Source organism: Aeromonas schubertii, from assembly GCF_000820105.1.
Classification (GTDB): Bacteria; Pseudomonadota; Gammaproteobacteria; order Enterobacterales; family Aeromonadaceae; genus Aeromonas; species Aeromonas schubertii.
Window position 1 is genome coordinate 18,360 of the sequence record NZ_CDDB01000030.1, and the last position, 14,958, is coordinate 33,317.

Genomic DNA, 14,958 nt, shown 5'->3' on the forward strand with positions numbered 1-14,958 from the left:
GATGTCCCCCCTGCGCCTTGCGCTGCTCACCGGCTCGACCCTGGTGGCGTTTGCCGCCAACTCCCTGCTCTGTCGCCTCGCCCTCACCCAGGCGGCCATGGATCCGGCGCTCTTTACCCTGCTGCGCCTGGCCAGCGGCGCCCTGATGCTGGGCTGGCTGACTCGTGCCCGCCCCCGTGGCGGGGACTGGCGTGGCGGCCTGGCCCTGATGGTCTACGCCGGCGCCTTCTCGTTTGCCTATCTCTCCCTCGGTGCCGGCAGCGGCGCGCTGATCCTCTTTGCCAGCGTACAGATCACCATGTTGGCGCCTCCCCTGTGGCGCGGCGAACGACTGCCCGCCCTGCAATGGCTGGGGCTGGTGTTGGCCATGGGGGGCCTCGTCTGGTTGTTGCTGCCGGGGCTGAGCGCCCCCGATCCTCTGGGGGCCGTGCTGATGGCCGGGGCCGGCATCGCCTGGGCCAGCTATACCCTGGCCGGGGCCAGGGCTGCCGATCCGCTGGCCGCCAACGCCGGCCACTTCTGGCGCGCCGCCCTGCTCGCCCTGCCCCTGATGCTGCTTGGCCAACCGGGTTTCAGCGCCAACGGGGTGCTGCTGGCCCTGCTCTCCGGCGCCCTCGCCTCGGGACTCGGCTACGCCCTGTGGTACAGTGTCTTGCCGGATCTGGGACGCACCCTGGCCGCGGCGTTGCAACTGCTGGTGCCGCCGCTGGCGGCGGTGGGCGGCATCCTCTGGCTCGGCGAGAGCTGGAGCCTGCGCCTGCTGCTCTCGGCGCTGGCGATCCTGGGCGGCATCGCCCTCATCATCGCGGGCAAGGCCCGCCAAGGAGTGACCCGATGAAACCCGGTTACGCCCTGCTGCTGACGTTCGCCCTCACCGTACCGGTGGGCGCCGCCGTGGTAGACAGAGAGGCCGAGCAGGCCCGGCTGGATGCGGCGTGCGCCAGCGCCCGGCAACAACTGGTCGACGAGGGGCGCAGCCAGCGGATCGCCCTGTGCGTCAACGAGGGCAAGAGCCAGGCCGGGTGCGAACACGACTTCGCCCGCTTTGGCGAGCGTGAGGGCAACAAGCGCCCCGACTTTTCCAAGGTGCCCGCCTGCATGCAGGCGGAGCAGTATCGCAAGAGCTATCGACGTTAAGGATGAAGGATGAGCCCACCCAGAGAGTTAACCCTGCAGTTTCTGGCCGAGCCCTCGGATGTCAATTTCGGCGGCAAGGTACACGGCGGCATGGTGATGAAGTGGATAGATCAGGCGGGCTATGCCTGCGCGGCCGGCTGGAGTGGCGGCTATGCGGTGACCGTCTATGTGGGGGGGATCCGCTTTATCCGTCCCATCCAGATAGGCGAATTGGTCGAGGTGCACGCCCAGGTGATCCACACCGGCAGTACCAGCATGCACCTGGCAGTGGACGTTTACAGCCGCCATCCCACCTCGACCGACCGCCACAAGGCGACCCACTGCATCATCATCTTCGTGGCCATGGATGAGCAGGGCAAGCCACGCCAGGTACCGGCCTGGGCACCGCAGACCGACGCCCAGCGCCAACTCGAGCAGTACGCCCTCAAGCTGGTGGCCCTGCGTGAGGAGATCGACAAGGAGATGCGCCGGCATCTGTGAGCAAGGGGCGCTTGGGCCCAACCCGGGCGCCCGCTATACTGCCCCCTTTTTCCCCGAGGTAACCCATGTCACTGGAGCAGGCCCCCAAGGAAGTGCAGCTCGCCGTCGATCTTATCGAGCTGCTCGAAAGCCATCAGATCCCGACCGAGTTGGCCCTCAAGGCCCTGGCCATCGTACAGCGCGACTATGAACGCAAGCTCGCTCATGGCCAAGCGAGCTAGTCCCAGAGACCTTGGCTAGACTCACGACAGTCGTTCTGCGTCGGAGTCTGCCATGTTGTTCTCCCTCGTCCGGGGCTCTCGTCCCCTGCTGATCCTGCTCTCCGTACTCGCTCTCCCCCTCTGCGCCGCCGAGCCCGACCAGACCCGTGAGCCCCTTCACCTCACCAGCGACGAGCTGCTCGCTCCCTGGCGCGGGGATCTGCCGGGCATGATAGAGCGGCGGGTGATCCGGGTGCTGACCAGCTACAGCAAGACCTTCTATTTCATCGACAAGGGGCGCCAGCGGGGGGCCACCTATGACCGTCTGATGGAGTTCGAGCGCTACCTCAACCTCCAGTTGATGAAGGAAAAGCGTCTCAAGGGGCGCCATCTCAAGGTGCAGATCCACTTCATTCCCGTGGCCCGTGGCGAGATCTTCAAGGCCCTGCAAGAGGGCAAGGGGGACATCGCCGCCGCCAACCTGACCATCACGGCGGCCAGACAAACCCAGGCCGATTTCACCCTGCCCCTCTTCAAGGGGGTCAAGGAGCTGCTGGTCAGCGGCCCCGCCTCCCCCAAGGTCGCGCACCAGGAGGATCTCGCCGGCAAAGAGGTCTTTGTGCGCCGCTCTTCGAGTTACTACGAGAGCCTGCTGGCCCTGAACGAGCGCTTTGCCCGGGAAGGGCGCGCCGCCGTGATCCTCAAAGAAGCCCCCGATCCCCTGGAAGACGAAGACCTGATGGAGATGCTCAACGCAGGTCTCATCCCCCTCATCGTGGTCGACAGCCACAAGGCCCGCTTCTGGCAGCAGATCTATCCGGCCATTCGGGTTCACGAAGATATCGCCCTGCGCGAAGAGGGTGCGATCGCCTGGGCGGTGCGCAAGAACAGTCCGGCCCTGCTGGCCTTCCTCAACCAGCACATCCGCCTGCACGGCCAGGGGAGCGTCATCAGCAACACCTTGCAGGCCCGCTATTTCAAGAGCACCCGATACGTCAAGAGCGCCGCCGCCGGGCGCGAGCGTCAGAAGTTTCTGGACATGATCAAGGTATTTCAGGAATACGCGGGAAAGTACGACGTGGACTGGGTGTTGATGGCGGCCCAGGGCTATCAGGAGTCCCAACTCAACCAGAACGCCCGCAGCAAGGTGGGGGCCATCGGCGTGATGCAGGTGATGCCCAAGACCGGCAAGGAGCTGAAAGTCGGCGACATTCGCCGGCTCGACCCCAATATCCACGCCGGGATCAAGTACATGCGCTGGATGATGGATCGCTACTATGGCGACGAGCCCATGACCCGTCTGGACAAGGCCCTCTTCTCGTTCGCCTCGTACAACGCGGGGCCGGCACGGATCGCTAGGCTGCGCAAACTCACCGAGGAGCGGGGCTTTAACCCCAACGTCTGGTTTGGCAACGTGGAGCACATCGCCGCCGAGAAGATAGGTGCCGAGACCGTCTCCTATGTGAGCAACATCTACAAATACTACGTGGCCTACAAGCTCATCCTGGAGAAGATGGCGCTCAAGCGCCAGGCAGCCGCCGCCGTGAACGCCCCGCCCCGCTAATACGAAGAGGGGGCCATGTTGGCCCCCTCTTGCAGCAAGCGGATTACAGCTCGACCACGTCGAATTTCACGTCCGGGTTAACGTCGGCGTCGTAGTCCACCTCGTCCAGCCCGAAACCGAACAGGCGCAGGAACTCCTGCTTGTAGCCGGTGTAATCGGTCAGCTCAGAGAGGTTCTCGGTGGTGATGGAGGGCCACAGGTCACGGCAGGTCTGCTGCACGTCGTCACGCAGCTCCCAGTCATCCATGCGGATACGGGCCTGCTCGTCCAACGCCAGATCGGCGCCGTACAGGCGGGTACGCATCATGCGATCCACCTGCTCCATGCACCCCTCGTGAATGCCCTTCTCCTTCATGATCTTGAAGGCCATGGAGATGTAGAGCGGCATCACAGGAATGGCGCTTGATGCCTGGGTCACCACGGATTTGAGCACGGCCACATGGGCGGTCCCCCCCTTGGCGGCCAGATCGCCACGGATGGCGGTGGCGGCGCGGTCCAAGTCTTCCTTGGCGCGGCCCAGGGTGCCATGCCAGTAGATGGGCCAGGTCAGATCGGTACCGATGTAGGAGTAAGCTACCGACTTGGCGCCGTCAGCCAGCACGCCCGCATCGCGCAGGGCCGCCATCCACAGCTCCCAATCCTGACCGCCCATGACGGTGATGGTGTTCTGGATCTCTTCCTCATTCGCCGGCTCGACGGTGGCGCTGATGATCTGATCCTTGTTGGTGTCGATGGCGGTGGTGGTGTAAACCTCGCCGATGGGTTTGAGGGCAGAGCGCACCACTTCGCCGGTTTCCGGCATCTTGCGCACCGGAGAGGCCAGGGAGTAGACCACCAGATCAATCTGACCCAGATCCTGCTTGATGAGCTCGATCACCTTGGCGCGGCACTCGTTGGAGAAGGCATCGCCGTTGACGCTTTTGGCGTAGAGACCGGCTTCCTTGGCGGCCTTGTCAAAGGCGGCGGAGTTGTACCAGCCGGCGGTGCCCGGCTTGGACTCGGTACCCGCTTTTTCGAAGAAGACGCCCAGGGTAGCGGCGCCGGAGCCAAAGGCGGCAGCAATCCGTGAGGCCAGGCCGTAACCGGTGGAAGCACCGATCACCAGCACCTTCTTGGGGCCGTTCTCGATGGCACCCTTGGACTGGACATAGGCGATCTGACGACGAACGTTGGCCTCACAACCGACCGGATGGGTGGTGGTGCAGATAAAGCCGCGAACTTTGGGTTTGATAATCATACGAGTCTCTGATCCGTTTTATGGATGAAATCGGGGCATAAGATACCCCATTGTGACGCGATTGGGTGCTCTGATGTGTTAAATAGCCCCTGCTCAGGCTGGCTTATTCAAGACGTCGCCGCTTGGCCAGTGCCGGTTCGATGGCCACCTGATACGCAAAAGCGGCCTGGTGTGAGGGGGGGACGTTATAGTGGCGATCGGCAAACACCCCCTGCTCGCTAAAGCGCTGGGCAAAGTAATCGGCAAAACGGGCCCCCTCCATCCCGACCAGCTCTTGCCGGTGCCGCTCCAGAAACTCCCGCACCGGCTCAAAACCCGCCTCCATCGCCGCCGCCATGGCGGCCTCATAGTCAAAGCGGGTTCGGATCTCGCTGAGCTTCACCCCCTTCTTGTCCCCCCGGGTCTGGAACAGTCGAGTGACCAGATAGGTCAGATTATGCAGCTGGGGCAGCTTGTTTTTGGAGAGATAGGAGTAGGCGAGCCGCGACAGATCCGTCTCCACCGTCATGGTGAAGTCGAGGAGAAACGAGATGCCCCGCCAGGGGTGTCGGTTGGTCTGCGACGCTATCTCCAACTGGCTGGCAATCTCCTCCCGATCGGGAGCCAATAGGGCGGGCTGCGCCACCGGGTGTCGACTCACCGGCACCGGCGCCTCGCCGGCCGCCTCGAAGCGAGGTGCAAAATGCGCCTCCAGCTCGGCCCTGTTACAGGCAACCAGGCTGGAGGAGAGCCCCTCGTACTCGGCACCATTGGGACTGAACGCGGGTCGCGCCCCCTCCCTTAGCAAGAGGGTGCCATCGATAAAGAGGTTGGGTTCGGGGGCATAAGGGAGCATGGGATCCAGGGCGGCGTAGCGAACCCGGATCCCCATGTCCTCCCGAATGGCCGCCTCGAAGGCATCCAGCTTTTGCCGGTGCGCCTGTGGCATGAGGTGGTCGGGATAGCGCGCCGCCGTCATCGCGATCAGCCTCTCTCGCGGCTGCGGCCGGTAACCACCCGCGATCATCAGGGGACGCAGGGTGCCGCCGCTCTCGTCTTCGGCCAACCTGGCATCGATATCGTCGAAAATATGCAGGCCGCTTTCCAGCAAGCGCGAGCCGGTGTCGAAGTCTTGAAACGACAGATAGGGCGCCCACCCCAGCCCGGCAAAGTGGCGCACCAGACTCAAGGTCGCCTCGCTGTACATGAGCGTGTTTCGCATGGTGCCGTAGGGAAACTTGCTGCCCCTAAACGTCATGGGCACCAGCTGCACCTCAACGGCCAGGTTGGCCAGCCCCCCATTAGCCTGTGCCACGGCCGCCCTTACGGCCTCGCCGGCCGCCTCCGGGCCGTTAACCCCCAGCACGATGGCCACCCGCTGCAGAGTGTCGGCCGCCAATCCCCGGGTCATCGCCGCCACTACCTCGGGCAGTCGCGCCAGCTCCCCGTAAGGCAAGATGGTGTTGATCACATAGGCCACACGAGCAGAGACCCGCCACAGGTTGAACAGGGGAATATGCCTGTCCACCAGCTGCGCACTGCGAATGGCAAAGTAGCGGCGCCCGCTGTCGAGATGGGTCTGGCCACAGGGGTAGTGGCTACTGGCGGCCGCGTTTATCTCGGCGGGTGCCCGCTGGGAGCCGGTGGGGGCATCGGCGCCTTCGCCGATGGCGCTGTGCACAGCCGCCAGATCGAGGCGCAGGGCGTGAGCCTGCAACCACTCGGGAGAGATGGCATCGAGCTCGTCTTGCTCAAGGCGCTGCGGGCAATAGGCCAGGTGCTGCTCACCCGGCGCGGCCCCGTCGACTTGGTCAAAGACCAGCAGGGCAGACTGGAGCCCCTCATCGCGCTCATCGACCAGCCGCCCACCGGCGCTGCGGGTACGCGCAAAGGCCCATCCCGAGACAATCTCATACTCCTGGGCCAGGCGCCCTGCGACGAAGTGGTAGTAATAACCGTGAGCGGGAAAGACCAACCGCTGACCGAGCCGCACCGTGGGCATGAGGGCCAGATAACGCTCCCTCACGACTCCCGGGGTCGATTGTGGCGTCACCTCGGCAATGCCCAGCCCCTCATGACAGCGCCCCCCTCTCATGACCCGCAAGCCCCGGGGCAGGGCGGTTCGGGTGGTGGCCACCCAGCGCGTCCCCCATGGATCCGGTTGTGGCATCAGGGTCACTTCCTGCTCCTGCGCCGTCCCGGCCAACGTGAAATGGGGAGTGATAAAGCGCTGCAGGGAGGCGGGTGGGCAGGTCACCTGCAGCGCGTAGTGAAACACCTCGCGGGGCTCGGTATCCTGGACGATCACCTCGCTCGGGTAGGGATACGCCTCCCCCGATCCCCCCGCCACCTGCCCCCCTTGGGAGGGTGCCGCGGCGCCCCTCATTCCGCTCGGGCCCTGTCTCGCCCCGAGCCGACCCTGCACCCGCGTCTGCACCTCCTGGCTCACCAGTGGCGCCGCGCGCTCGCTGATCAGCCACTCCCCCTGGGCTCCCGGCTTCAGCAGGGCGACATCGGGCGTGTCGGCCAACAGGAGCAGCTCTCCGGACTCGAGCCCCCGCCACACCATTGCCTTGCTCATGCCCGGCGGCGCGTCAACGTGCGCATGGGCAAGATGGGCTTCGATATGAAGGGCGTCGTGAGCCATCAGCTCATCCAGACGTATGATGCGATATTTCATCGGTGACTCCATGTCCAGGGGATATACCGCCCCCCGGCACGAAGGCGGTCCACGCTTCAACCTAGTCATGCCAGGCTGAACTTAGACTTAACCGAGTCTTTATTGAAAAGAGATAACAGAAGGTAATATCGTCACCCCGCCTTGCCGGCGGTCGAGGCAACAGGGCTCAGGCATCCTCTAGGCGGCGGCCAAACTCCCGGGCGAAGGCCAGATCGAGAAAGCCGTCCCCCTTCTTGTGGGTACGCAGGAATTGGTAATAGGCAAGCAGCCTGACCAGCTGTTCGGTCTCCAGGGGCGGCAGGCTCTCCTGCTCGGCGAGCAGGCTGCGGGCGGCCAGCAGGGCCTCCCTGTCGACCACTTCGGCCTGACGGTAGAGGTAACCGCAGCCGGTGGCGAGCCACTCCAGAGAGCAGTTGGCCCCCATGGCGATCTGGTTGGCCTTGGCCAGGCCCGGCTCGGCCCCCTTGAGGTATTTACGGATCAGCGCCTCGGAGAGGCCCACCTTGCGGGCGAAGGCGCTGATGCTCCCCTCCCCGATGAGCACAGCCAGGCGCTCGGCAAATCCGGACATAAGAAGACTCCGGCTCGAGTGAAAACGGGCCTCATCTTGTCACTGCCCCCCCTCGGGATCAAGGCATCACTCCGACAACAGTCGCTGATGACCTCTGTAGATTTCGGCCCGGCCGGGCCGACAGAAGCCCGCCAGGGTGAGGCCGGTCTGCTCGGCCCGCTCGATAACGTTCTTCAGCTCGCGGATGTTGCCGTACCAGAGGCGCGAGACCAGCATCTTCATGGCATCGGCAGGAATGGCGGTGATGGTGCGGCGCATCCGCTTGGCGATCTTCTTGATAAAGAAGTTGACCAGCAGCGGTATGATCTGATTCACCGACATGGGAACTTAATGACACCGTTTTTAACCCAAAAGCCCGGGTGATGACCCGTTCCCGTCAACAGATAGAACCAGAGTTCGAACCAGGAGGTGCCCCTCTCTTGCCACCCACCTCTACCTTGGCCAAGATGGGACCCTTGTCATCACGGAGCTTTCACCATGCAACGCCTCTCTTTGCACCCCCAAGGGCCCGAGTTCTCCCGTCTTATCATGGGCTATTGGCGCCTGATGGAGTGGCAGCTCTCTGCCGCCGAGCTGCTCGATTTCATGAAATTTCACCTCGATCTCGGCATCACCACCATAGATCACGCCGATATCTACGGCGGATATCGGTGTGAGGCGGCCTTTGGTGCCGCCCTGCGTCTCGAGCCTTCCCTGCGCGATCGCATGGAGGTGGTGAGTAAATGTGGTATTGCGCTGACCGCCAATCCGGCCCACCGGCTCAACCACTACAACACGAGCCGCGATCACATCATCGAGAGTGCCGAGCGCTCTCTCTCCAACCTCGGTGTCGATTGTCTGGATCTGCTGCTCATTCACAGACCCGACCCCCTGATGGAGGCTGACGAGGTTGCCGATGCCTTCGTGCGCCTTAAAGAGGCTGGCAAGGTACGCCACGTCGGGGTGTCCAACTTCACCCCGAGCCAGTTCACCCTGCTGCAGTCCCGCCTTCCCTTCCCTCTGGTCACCAACCAGGTGGAGATCTCGCCCCTCCAGCAGGGCGTGACCCTGGACGGCACTCTGGATCAATGTCAGCAGCTGGGGATCCGCCCCATGGCCTGGTCCTGTCTCGGCGGTGGCCGCCTGTTCAGCGCGCCCGAGTATCAGCCCCTTCGCCAGGAGCTCGAGGCGATCCGTACCGAGCTGGGTTGTGATAGCATCGAGCAGGTGGTCTACGCTTGGGTGCTGATGCTCCCCTCCAGGCCACTGCCCATCCTGGGCTCGGGCAAACGCGAGCGGATCGCACAGGCGGCAAACGCTGTCGCTATTGGATTGTCGCGTCAGCAGTGGTTTCGCATCCGCAAGGCGGCACTGGGCTATGACGTCCCCTGAGCCCGGGTTGCTTCAAACAAAAACGAAGAAGGCACCCATGGGTGCCTTCTCTTGTTGCATCGCTGCATTAGTGGCGCGGTGAGCGCGGTGGACGGCGCGGCGCATCCGTTTTCGGTTTGGCCTGGTTGACGGTCAGGGTACGACCACCGACTTCGGTGCCATGCAGCCCCTTGATCGCCGCCTCGGCTTCGCTGCCAACCGGCATCTCGATAAACCCGAAACCCTTGGACTTGCCGGTTTCACGATCCATGATGATGTCAGCCTTCTCGACCTGACCAAACTGAGAAAAAATCCGCTCCAGTTCGTCATTGGTCATCCGGTACGACAGATTTCCTACATAAATCTTCATGCCATCCACTCTCGATTCAGGTGCCTTCACTGTGCATTCACCACCCCAAGGTAAGGGCACAACCCTTCGGGCTGCTTGCCGGGACTCTCCCGGCCTTCCCTGTCACAGCCAAACCACAGCAAACAGGCAAGTCACTCCTTGGGCAGTATCCGGTCTTTAGACTGAATTGTCGAGAAATTAGTCAGCCTTCCTGCAGGGGGGCCAACACCCGCTTTAGTGCACGCTGGCTGTGCCAGGCGCGGCGAAAAGCGAAGCGATAGATGCCGGGACTGATCTCGTAGGCCTGCTCTCGCCCCAGCTGGAGCAGGGCGAGCGCCTCTGCCAACTGTGCCTCATCAAGTGTGAGATCCAGGGCAAAGCCCAGCCACTCCCCCTGATGTCCAAGCTGACGCTCGAGACACACCCCGTAAAGCACGCTGCGAGGCAGTGCCAGGGCCAGATCCCGACTCGGGCAGAGCAGATAGAGGTGCCTCTCGTCCCAGCCCAGCTCGGCCAGCCGCCAGGGCTGCCAGCTGCGGGGCAACAGAAGCATCAGCGCGACCAGGCCCCCAAACGTGAGTGCCGCCCAACGGGCTGCATCCATGGCTCCCCAACCGGCGGCCCCCCAACTGCTCGCCAGCAGGGCCAGCAGCAAGATCAGGGCAATCACAGGTCGATAGGCATGTGCGGCGGGCATCAACAGGGTGGTTTCAGTACGACGACTGAGAGCGGTCACGGTAAGCGGGGGCATAGTAGACTCCTGAGATCGGGGGCCTATTGTGGCGACCGGCCAAGTCGCTGGCAAGGGAGTGCCTGTCGCCCTCTGTTGTTGGTATGCTCTTCCCACCGTTTTCATGACGACACCCAGCCAGGAGCCCGGTTTTTATGCTCGCAACCCTGTTACTCACCGCCGCCTTGCAGGCAGAGGCCATCGGCAGTTATGCCGCCGGCTGTCTGAAAGGCGCCGAGGCGCTCCCCCTCTCGGGCACAGGCTACGAGGTGATCCGTGCCAAGCGGCTGCGCTATTACGGTCATCCGGATCTTATCGACTATCTGGAGCGGCTGGCGCGCCAAACCCGTCAGGCGGGGCTGCCCAACCTCTATATTGCCGATCTGGCCATGGCCCACGGCGGCCCCTTTCGCAGTGGACACAGCAGCCACCAGACAGGCCTCGATGCGGATATCTGGTTTCGCATGAGCGACAAGCCCATCGGGGACAACGAGCGTGATGCCCCGCGTGAGTGGCCCCTCATCGACGAGCCCAGCTATCGCCTCTTACCGGGTCGCTTCGGCCAACAGCAGATGACTCTGCTTCGTCTGGCCGCCCAATCTCCCCGGGTGGAGCGCATCTTTATCAACCCGGCCATCAAGGGTGAGGTGTGTCGCCGTGCGCCCAACGCCGCCTGGGTTGGCAAGTTGCGTCCCTGGGTCGGGCACTTCAGCCATTTTCATGTGCGCCTGAGCTGCCCGCCGGGCAGCCCGGAGTGTGTAAACCAGGCGCCGATCCCACCCGGTAATGGCTGTGGCGAAGAGCTCGCCTCCTGGCTCAAAGACAAGCCCCAGTTACCCAGGGTCTCTCGGGTACGCCCACCCCCCCCGCTGCCCGAGCGCTGTGGATGATGTTCAATCCCATACCAACCTGATATGGTGATACGACTCAAATCATTAAGGAGAACAAGATGATAGAGCGCACGTTACGGCGCCGCCTGCAACAGATGCTGGCCCTGATCCCCCTGCTTTTTATGCTCACAGGCTGTGGCGTCAACACCATTCCCGAGCTCGATGAGCAGGTCAAGGCGAGCTGGGCCCAGGTGGAGAATCAGTATCAGCGCCGCGCCGACCTCATCCCCAACCTGGTGGCCACCGTGCAAGGTTATGCCAAGCACGAGCAAGAGACCCTCAAAGCCGTTACCGATGCCCGCGCCCGGGTGGGCAGCGTGCAGGTGAGCGATCCGGCCCAGTTTCAGGCTTATGAGCAGGCCCAAAATCAACTCTCGAGCGCCCTTTCCCGCCTCATGGTCGTGGTCGAACGCTACCCCGAGCTCAAGGCTGATCGGCAGTTTATGACGCTGCAAGCCCAGTTGGAGGGCACTGAAAACCGCATCAGCGTGGCACGACGCGACTATATCGAGTCGGTGCGCCGCTTCAATACCGAGATCCGCACCTTCCCCGGCGTCATCTGGTCCAAGCTGCTCTACTCGGATCTCGACGCCAAGCCCGGCTTCAGTGCCAAACCGGGTAGCGACGAGGCTCCCAAGGTGAGCTTCCAATGAGCGCGGTTCCCCGACCTTGGTTGTTCTTGCTACTGCTTTGCACCTTTGCACTGCAGGCGGCCCCCGGTTTTCCGGCCTTAAGTGGCCGGGTCGTCGATGAGGCCAGGCTGCTCGATGCCGGCCAGCGCCAGAGCCTGACCAACCGCCTCGCCCGGTTCGAGCGCCAGAGTACCATTCAACTGGTGGTGGTCACCCTCCCCTCCCTGCAAGGCTATCCCATCGAAGAGATCGGCTATCAGCTGGGCCGCCGTTGGGGCATCGGCCAGAAGGACAAAAATAATGGTCTGCTCTTGATCGTGGCTCCTCAGGATCGCAAGGTTCGCATCGAAGTGGGCTACGGCCTGGAGGGCGATCTGCCCGATGCCATTGCCTCCAACATCATTCAGACCCGGATCCTGCCCCAGTTCCGTCAGGGAGACATGGCTGCCGGCATCGATGCCGGTGTCACCGCCATCGAGCAGGCCCTGGCAGGGCAATATCAGGCACAGAGTGAAGAGAAGCAGGATAACGGCTTCTGGCTCTTCGTCATCATGGTGATCATCATGATCCTGCTGCAAACCTTCCGAGGTGGCCGGGGTGGTGGAGGTCGCGGTGGCCGACGCGGTATCTACATCGGCGGCGGCAGTGGTCTGTCGGGCGGATCCGGTGGCGGCGGTTTTCGCGGCGGTGGCGGCAGTTTCGGTGGCGGTGGCGCCTCCGGTGGTTGGTAATTCGAGGACCCAGCAATGTTATCCAAGCAATTTATTCACACCCTCAACGCTCGGGTGAAGAAGGTCGAGCAGGCCACCGATGCCGAGTTGGTTACCGTGCTGGCCCCGGCCAGCGACGGGTATCGCTTTATCCCGACCCTCTGGGCCGCTCTGCTCGCCATGCTCACCCCCCTGGTACTCCACGAGCTCGGTCTCTGGCTGGCCTGGCACGACGTCTTGATGATCCAGTGGGGCGTCTGGTTGCTGCTCACCCTGCTGTTTCAGTGGCGTCCCATCAAGATGCTGCTGGTTCCCGCCTCGGTGAAGCGCCATCGCGCCTCCCTGATGGCCAGGCTGCAGTTTATCGAGCAAGGACTGCATCGCACCCGTGAGCGCCTCGGCGTGCTTATCTTTGTCTCGGTTGCCGAGCACTATGTAGAGATCCTGGTCGATGACGGGGTGGCCCAGCATATCGACAACCAGGTATGGCAGGAGATCATCGACGATTTCGTTGCCGAAGTGCGTCGTGGCAAGGTCGAAAATGGCTTCGTGGAGTGTGTGCGCCGTACCGGCGAGGTCCTGGCCGACGCCTTCCCGCCAACCCATGATCGCAACGAGCTCTCGGATGATCTGGTAGTGCTGGATCAGCCATAAGGCGAGAAAGTATGCGACCTTTGCCTACCCCCTGCGCAAACGGCAAAGAACATGAAAAATAAGGGGAAAAATGGTTGACCCCACACCGGCTTTCCCCTAGATTACGCCCCGTTCCAGCGACAAGGCCGGGGCGGTGGCGATGGGCCACGTTAATCCACCATCAACACTTTTCGGTGAAGTGTCCGAGTGGCTGCCCGTCGACAACGTCGACATCAAGAAGCACGCAGAGCGTGCTCCGCACAGCCACTGACGTTAAGCCGAAAACAATTTGGTGAGGTGTCCGAGTGGCTGAAGGAGCACGCCTGGAAAGTGTGTATACGGCAACGTATCGAGGGTTCGAATCCCTCCCTCACCGCCAAATTACGACAGAGTGCCGTGGCGATTGACCACGTAAAAACAATCGATAATTTGGTTTAGCGTTCGAGTGGCTGCCCGTCGACAAGGTCGACATCAAGAAGCACGCAAAGCGTGCTCCGCGCAGCCACCAACAAGAAACCAAAAACAATTTGGTGAGGTGTCCGAGTGGCTGAAGGAGCACGCCTGGAAAGTGTGTATACGGCAACGTATCGAGGGTTCGAATCCCTCCCTCACCGCCAAATTCAAAAGGGTCCACTCAGGTGGGCCCTTCTTCGTTTCTTGCTCTGGTCATCCCCCCGAAAACCTGAGGTGCTCATAAGTAGAATTTTCCCGTACTGTGAATGCAGGAGGTTCTACATGAAAGCATCACGCTTTAGCGGTGCCCAGATCATCGCTGTCCTCAAACAAGCCGAGGCCGGTTCACCCGTCGCGGAGCTCTGCCGCGAGCATGGCATCAGCACCACGACCTTCTACGGGTGGCGTTCCAAATTCGGCGAGATGGATACCTCCCTCATGGCTCGTCTCAAAGAGCTGGGGGACGAAAACCGCCGCCTTAAGAAGAGGTATGCCGAGGAGCGCCTCAAGGTCGAGATCATCGCCGAGGTCATGGCAAAAAAGTGGTGGCGCCATCTTCCCGCCGGGAGATGGCGACCAAGGCCGTGGTTCACTACGGCATCTCTATCCGCCCGTGCTGGCCGATGAAAATCAGGAGATTGCCGACTGGCTACTGCGCCTCACCGCCAACCAGCGCAGCTGGGGCTTCAGGCTCTGCTTCCTGTATCCAAAGGCTTTGGATGAAACCACAAGCGGGTATACCGGATCTATCGGGCGCTGCAGCTCAGTAACCCAAGAAACGGCTGGTGCGTGCCAAACCGGAGACGTTGGCCGTCCCCGACCAGCCTAATCGGTGTTGGTCGATGGACTTCATGCATGACCAACTCAGCGATGGCCGCTCGGTGCGGTTGTTTAATGTGATCGGCGACTTCAACCGCGAAGCACTGTGCATCGAGGTGGATTTTTCCTTGGGTCAAACGGGCGCTGGAGCAGGTGATCGAGTGGCAGGGCAAACCGGCCGTAATCCGCTGTGACAATGGCCAGGAATACATCAGCGAAGGAGCTCAAGCGCTGGGTAAAGCAAGAGGGAGGCTGAGGTATATCCAGCCAGGCAACCCGCAGCAGAATGCCTACATCGAGCGGTTTAACCCCGAACGAATCTGAGCGGCAGTATTGGGCTGCTTATAAAACCGTGGCCAGTTTTACTTGGCCACTACAGAACTGGTTGTGGGTTTATAACCATGAGCGGCCCAATATGGCACTGGGTGGCTACACGCCGAAACAGCGCCGGGCACAGGCCGCATAACCTCTACTTTTGAGTGCCCCTAAATACCGGCGATACTACATAGCTAACTGCACCAACGCAAAAAGGCCTTCCCGTTTG

Annotated in this window: 15 protein-coding genes, 2 tRNA genes and 3 pseudogenes; 13 read left to right on the forward strand and 7 right to left on the reverse strand. The window is 62.3% G+C overall.

Translation table 11 applies throughout. The annotated features are described in order from the left end of the window. Nucleotide 1: 1 nt before the first annotated feature. From BN1133_RS06180 to BN1133_RS06195, 5 genes are all read left to right on the forward strand, one after another. Nucleotides 2-838 (forward strand): DMT family transporter, encoded by an 837-nt coding sequence (locus BN1133_RS06180; RefSeq protein WP_050665674.1) that lies wholly within the window; start codon nt 2-4, stop codon nt 836-838. Continuing rightward, complete coding sequence (locus tag BN1133_RS06185) at nt 835-1,137, forward strand: hypothetical protein (RefSeq protein WP_050665675.1); 303 nt, start codon at nt 835-837, stop codon at nt 1,135-1,137. Before BN1133_RS06180 ends, BN1133_RS06185 begins: the two co-directional genes overlap by 4 nt. A gap of 9 nt (nt 1,138-1,146) precedes the next feature. Then, the gene (locus BN1133_RS06190; protein WP_050665676.1) at nt 1,147-1,617 is read left to right on the forward strand and encodes an acyl-CoA thioesterase; all 471 of its coding nucleotides are present in this window, start codon (nt 1,147-1,149) and stop codon (nt 1,615-1,617) included. A gap of 65 nt (nt 1,618-1,682) precedes the next feature. Further along, the gene (gene rsmS, locus BN1133_RS19595) at nt 1,683-1,838 is read left to right on the forward strand and encodes a pleiotropic regulatory protein RsmS (protein WP_082177924.1); all 156 of its coding nucleotides are present in this window, start codon (nt 1,683-1,685) and stop codon (nt 1,836-1,838) included. 52 nt (nt 1,839-1,890) lie between these two features. Beyond that, the gene (locus tag BN1133_RS06195; RefSeq protein WP_050665677.1) at nt 1,891-3,381 is read left to right on the forward strand and encodes an MltF family protein; all 1,491 of its coding nucleotides are present in this window, start codon (nt 1,891-1,893) and stop codon (nt 3,379-3,381) included. Nucleotides 3,382-3,424: 43 nt separating this feature from the next. Here the strand turns inward: BN1133_RS06195 and fabV are convergent, their stop codons facing one another. The 5 genes and pseudogenes from fabV to BN1133_RS20280 form a co-directional block, all read right to left on the reverse strand. Continuing rightward, nucleotides 3,425-4,618, reverse strand: a complete 1,194-nt coding sequence (gene fabV, locus BN1133_RS06200) for an enoyl-ACP reductase FabV (protein WP_050665678.1) — start codon at nt 4,616-4,618, stop codon at nt 3,425-3,427. A gap of 103 nt (nt 4,619-4,721) precedes the next feature. Then, nucleotides 4,722-7,277: a hypothetical protein gene (locus BN1133_RS06205; protein WP_050665679.1), complete on the reverse strand. Its 2,556-nt coding sequence runs from the start codon at nt 7,275-7,277 to the stop codon at nt 4,722-4,724. Nucleotides 7,278-7,443: 166 nt separating this feature from the next. After that, entirely contained in the window at nt 7,444-7,848 is a 405-nt protein-coding gene (locus BN1133_RS06210) for a transcriptional regulator (RefSeq protein ID WP_050665680.1), read from the reverse strand. 66 nt (nt 7,849-7,914) lie between these two features. Beyond that, a pseudogene (locus BN1133_RS20275) lies at nt 7,915-8,013 on the reverse strand (formate dehydrogenase accessory sulfurtransferase FdhD); the annotation flags it as partial. Next, nucleotides 8,002-8,151, reverse strand: a pseudogene (locus BN1133_RS20280) (AAA-type ATPase lid domain-containing protein); the annotation flags it as partial. The pseudogenes BN1133_RS20275 and BN1133_RS20280, both read right to left, overlap by 12 nt. Nucleotides 8,152-8,325: 174 nt before the next feature. Here BN1133_RS20280 and BN1133_RS06220 point away from each other — a divergent pair. Further along, nucleotides 8,326-9,219: an aldo/keto reductase gene (locus BN1133_RS06220; RefSeq protein WP_050665682.1), complete on the forward strand. Its 894-nt coding sequence runs from the start codon at nt 8,326-8,328 to the stop codon at nt 9,217-9,219. 67 nt (nt 9,220-9,286) lie between these two features. On the opposite strand, the gene BN1133_RS06225 is transcribed toward BN1133_RS06220, so the two are convergent. Then, on the reverse strand, nt 9,287-9,568 hold the full coding sequence (locus BN1133_RS06225) for an RNA recognition motif domain-containing protein (RefSeq protein WP_081606482.1): 282 nt from the start codon (nt 9,566-9,568) through the stop codon (nt 9,287-9,289). A gap of 181 nt (nt 9,569-9,749) precedes the next feature. Next, nucleotides 9,750-10,298, reverse strand: coding sequence for a hypothetical protein (locus tag BN1133_RS06230; protein WP_050665683.1), 549 nt, complete (start codon nt 10,296-10,298; stop codon nt 9,750-9,752). Nucleotides 10,299-10,432: 134 nt separating this feature from the next. On the opposite strand from BN1133_RS06230, the gene mepA reads away from it, so the two are divergent. The 7 genes and pseudogenes from mepA to BN1133_RS19600 all read left to right on the forward strand — a co-directional run bounded on the left by mepA (nt 10,433) and on the right by BN1133_RS19600 (nt 14,880). Beyond that, nucleotides 10,433-11,167: a penicillin-insensitive murein endopeptidase gene (gene mepA, locus BN1133_RS06235; protein WP_050665684.1), complete on the forward strand. Its 735-nt coding sequence runs from the start codon at nt 10,433-10,435 to the stop codon at nt 11,165-11,167. A gap of 59 nt (nt 11,168-11,226) precedes the next feature. Continuing rightward, complete coding sequence (locus tag BN1133_RS06240; protein WP_050665685.1) at nt 11,227-11,820, forward strand: LemA family protein; 594 nt, start codon at nt 11,227-11,229, stop codon at nt 11,818-11,820. Then, nucleotides 11,817-12,530, forward strand: a complete 714-nt coding sequence (locus BN1133_RS06245) for a TPM domain-containing protein (RefSeq protein WP_050665686.1) — start codon at nt 11,817-11,819, stop codon at nt 12,528-12,530. Before BN1133_RS06240 ends, BN1133_RS06245 begins: the two co-directional genes overlap by 4 nt. Before the next feature lie 15 nt (nt 12,531-12,545). Continuing rightward, a complete protein-coding gene (locus BN1133_RS06250; RefSeq protein ID WP_050665687.1) occupies nt 12,546-13,163 on the forward strand; it encodes a TPM domain-containing protein in 618 nt (205 codons plus the stop codon). A 270-nt stretch (nt 13,164-13,433) separates the two neighbouring features. After that, nucleotides 13,434-13,521: transfer RNA gene (locus BN1133_RS06255), tRNA-Ser, on the forward strand. A gap of 150 nt (nt 13,522-13,671) precedes the next feature. Beyond that, a tRNA-Ser gene (locus BN1133_RS06260) sits at nt 13,672-13,759 on the forward strand. A gap of 118 nt (nt 13,760-13,877) precedes the next feature. Further along, nucleotides 13,878-14,880, forward strand: a pseudogene (locus BN1133_RS19600) (transposase). Nucleotides 14,881-14,958: the final 78 nt, after the last annotated feature.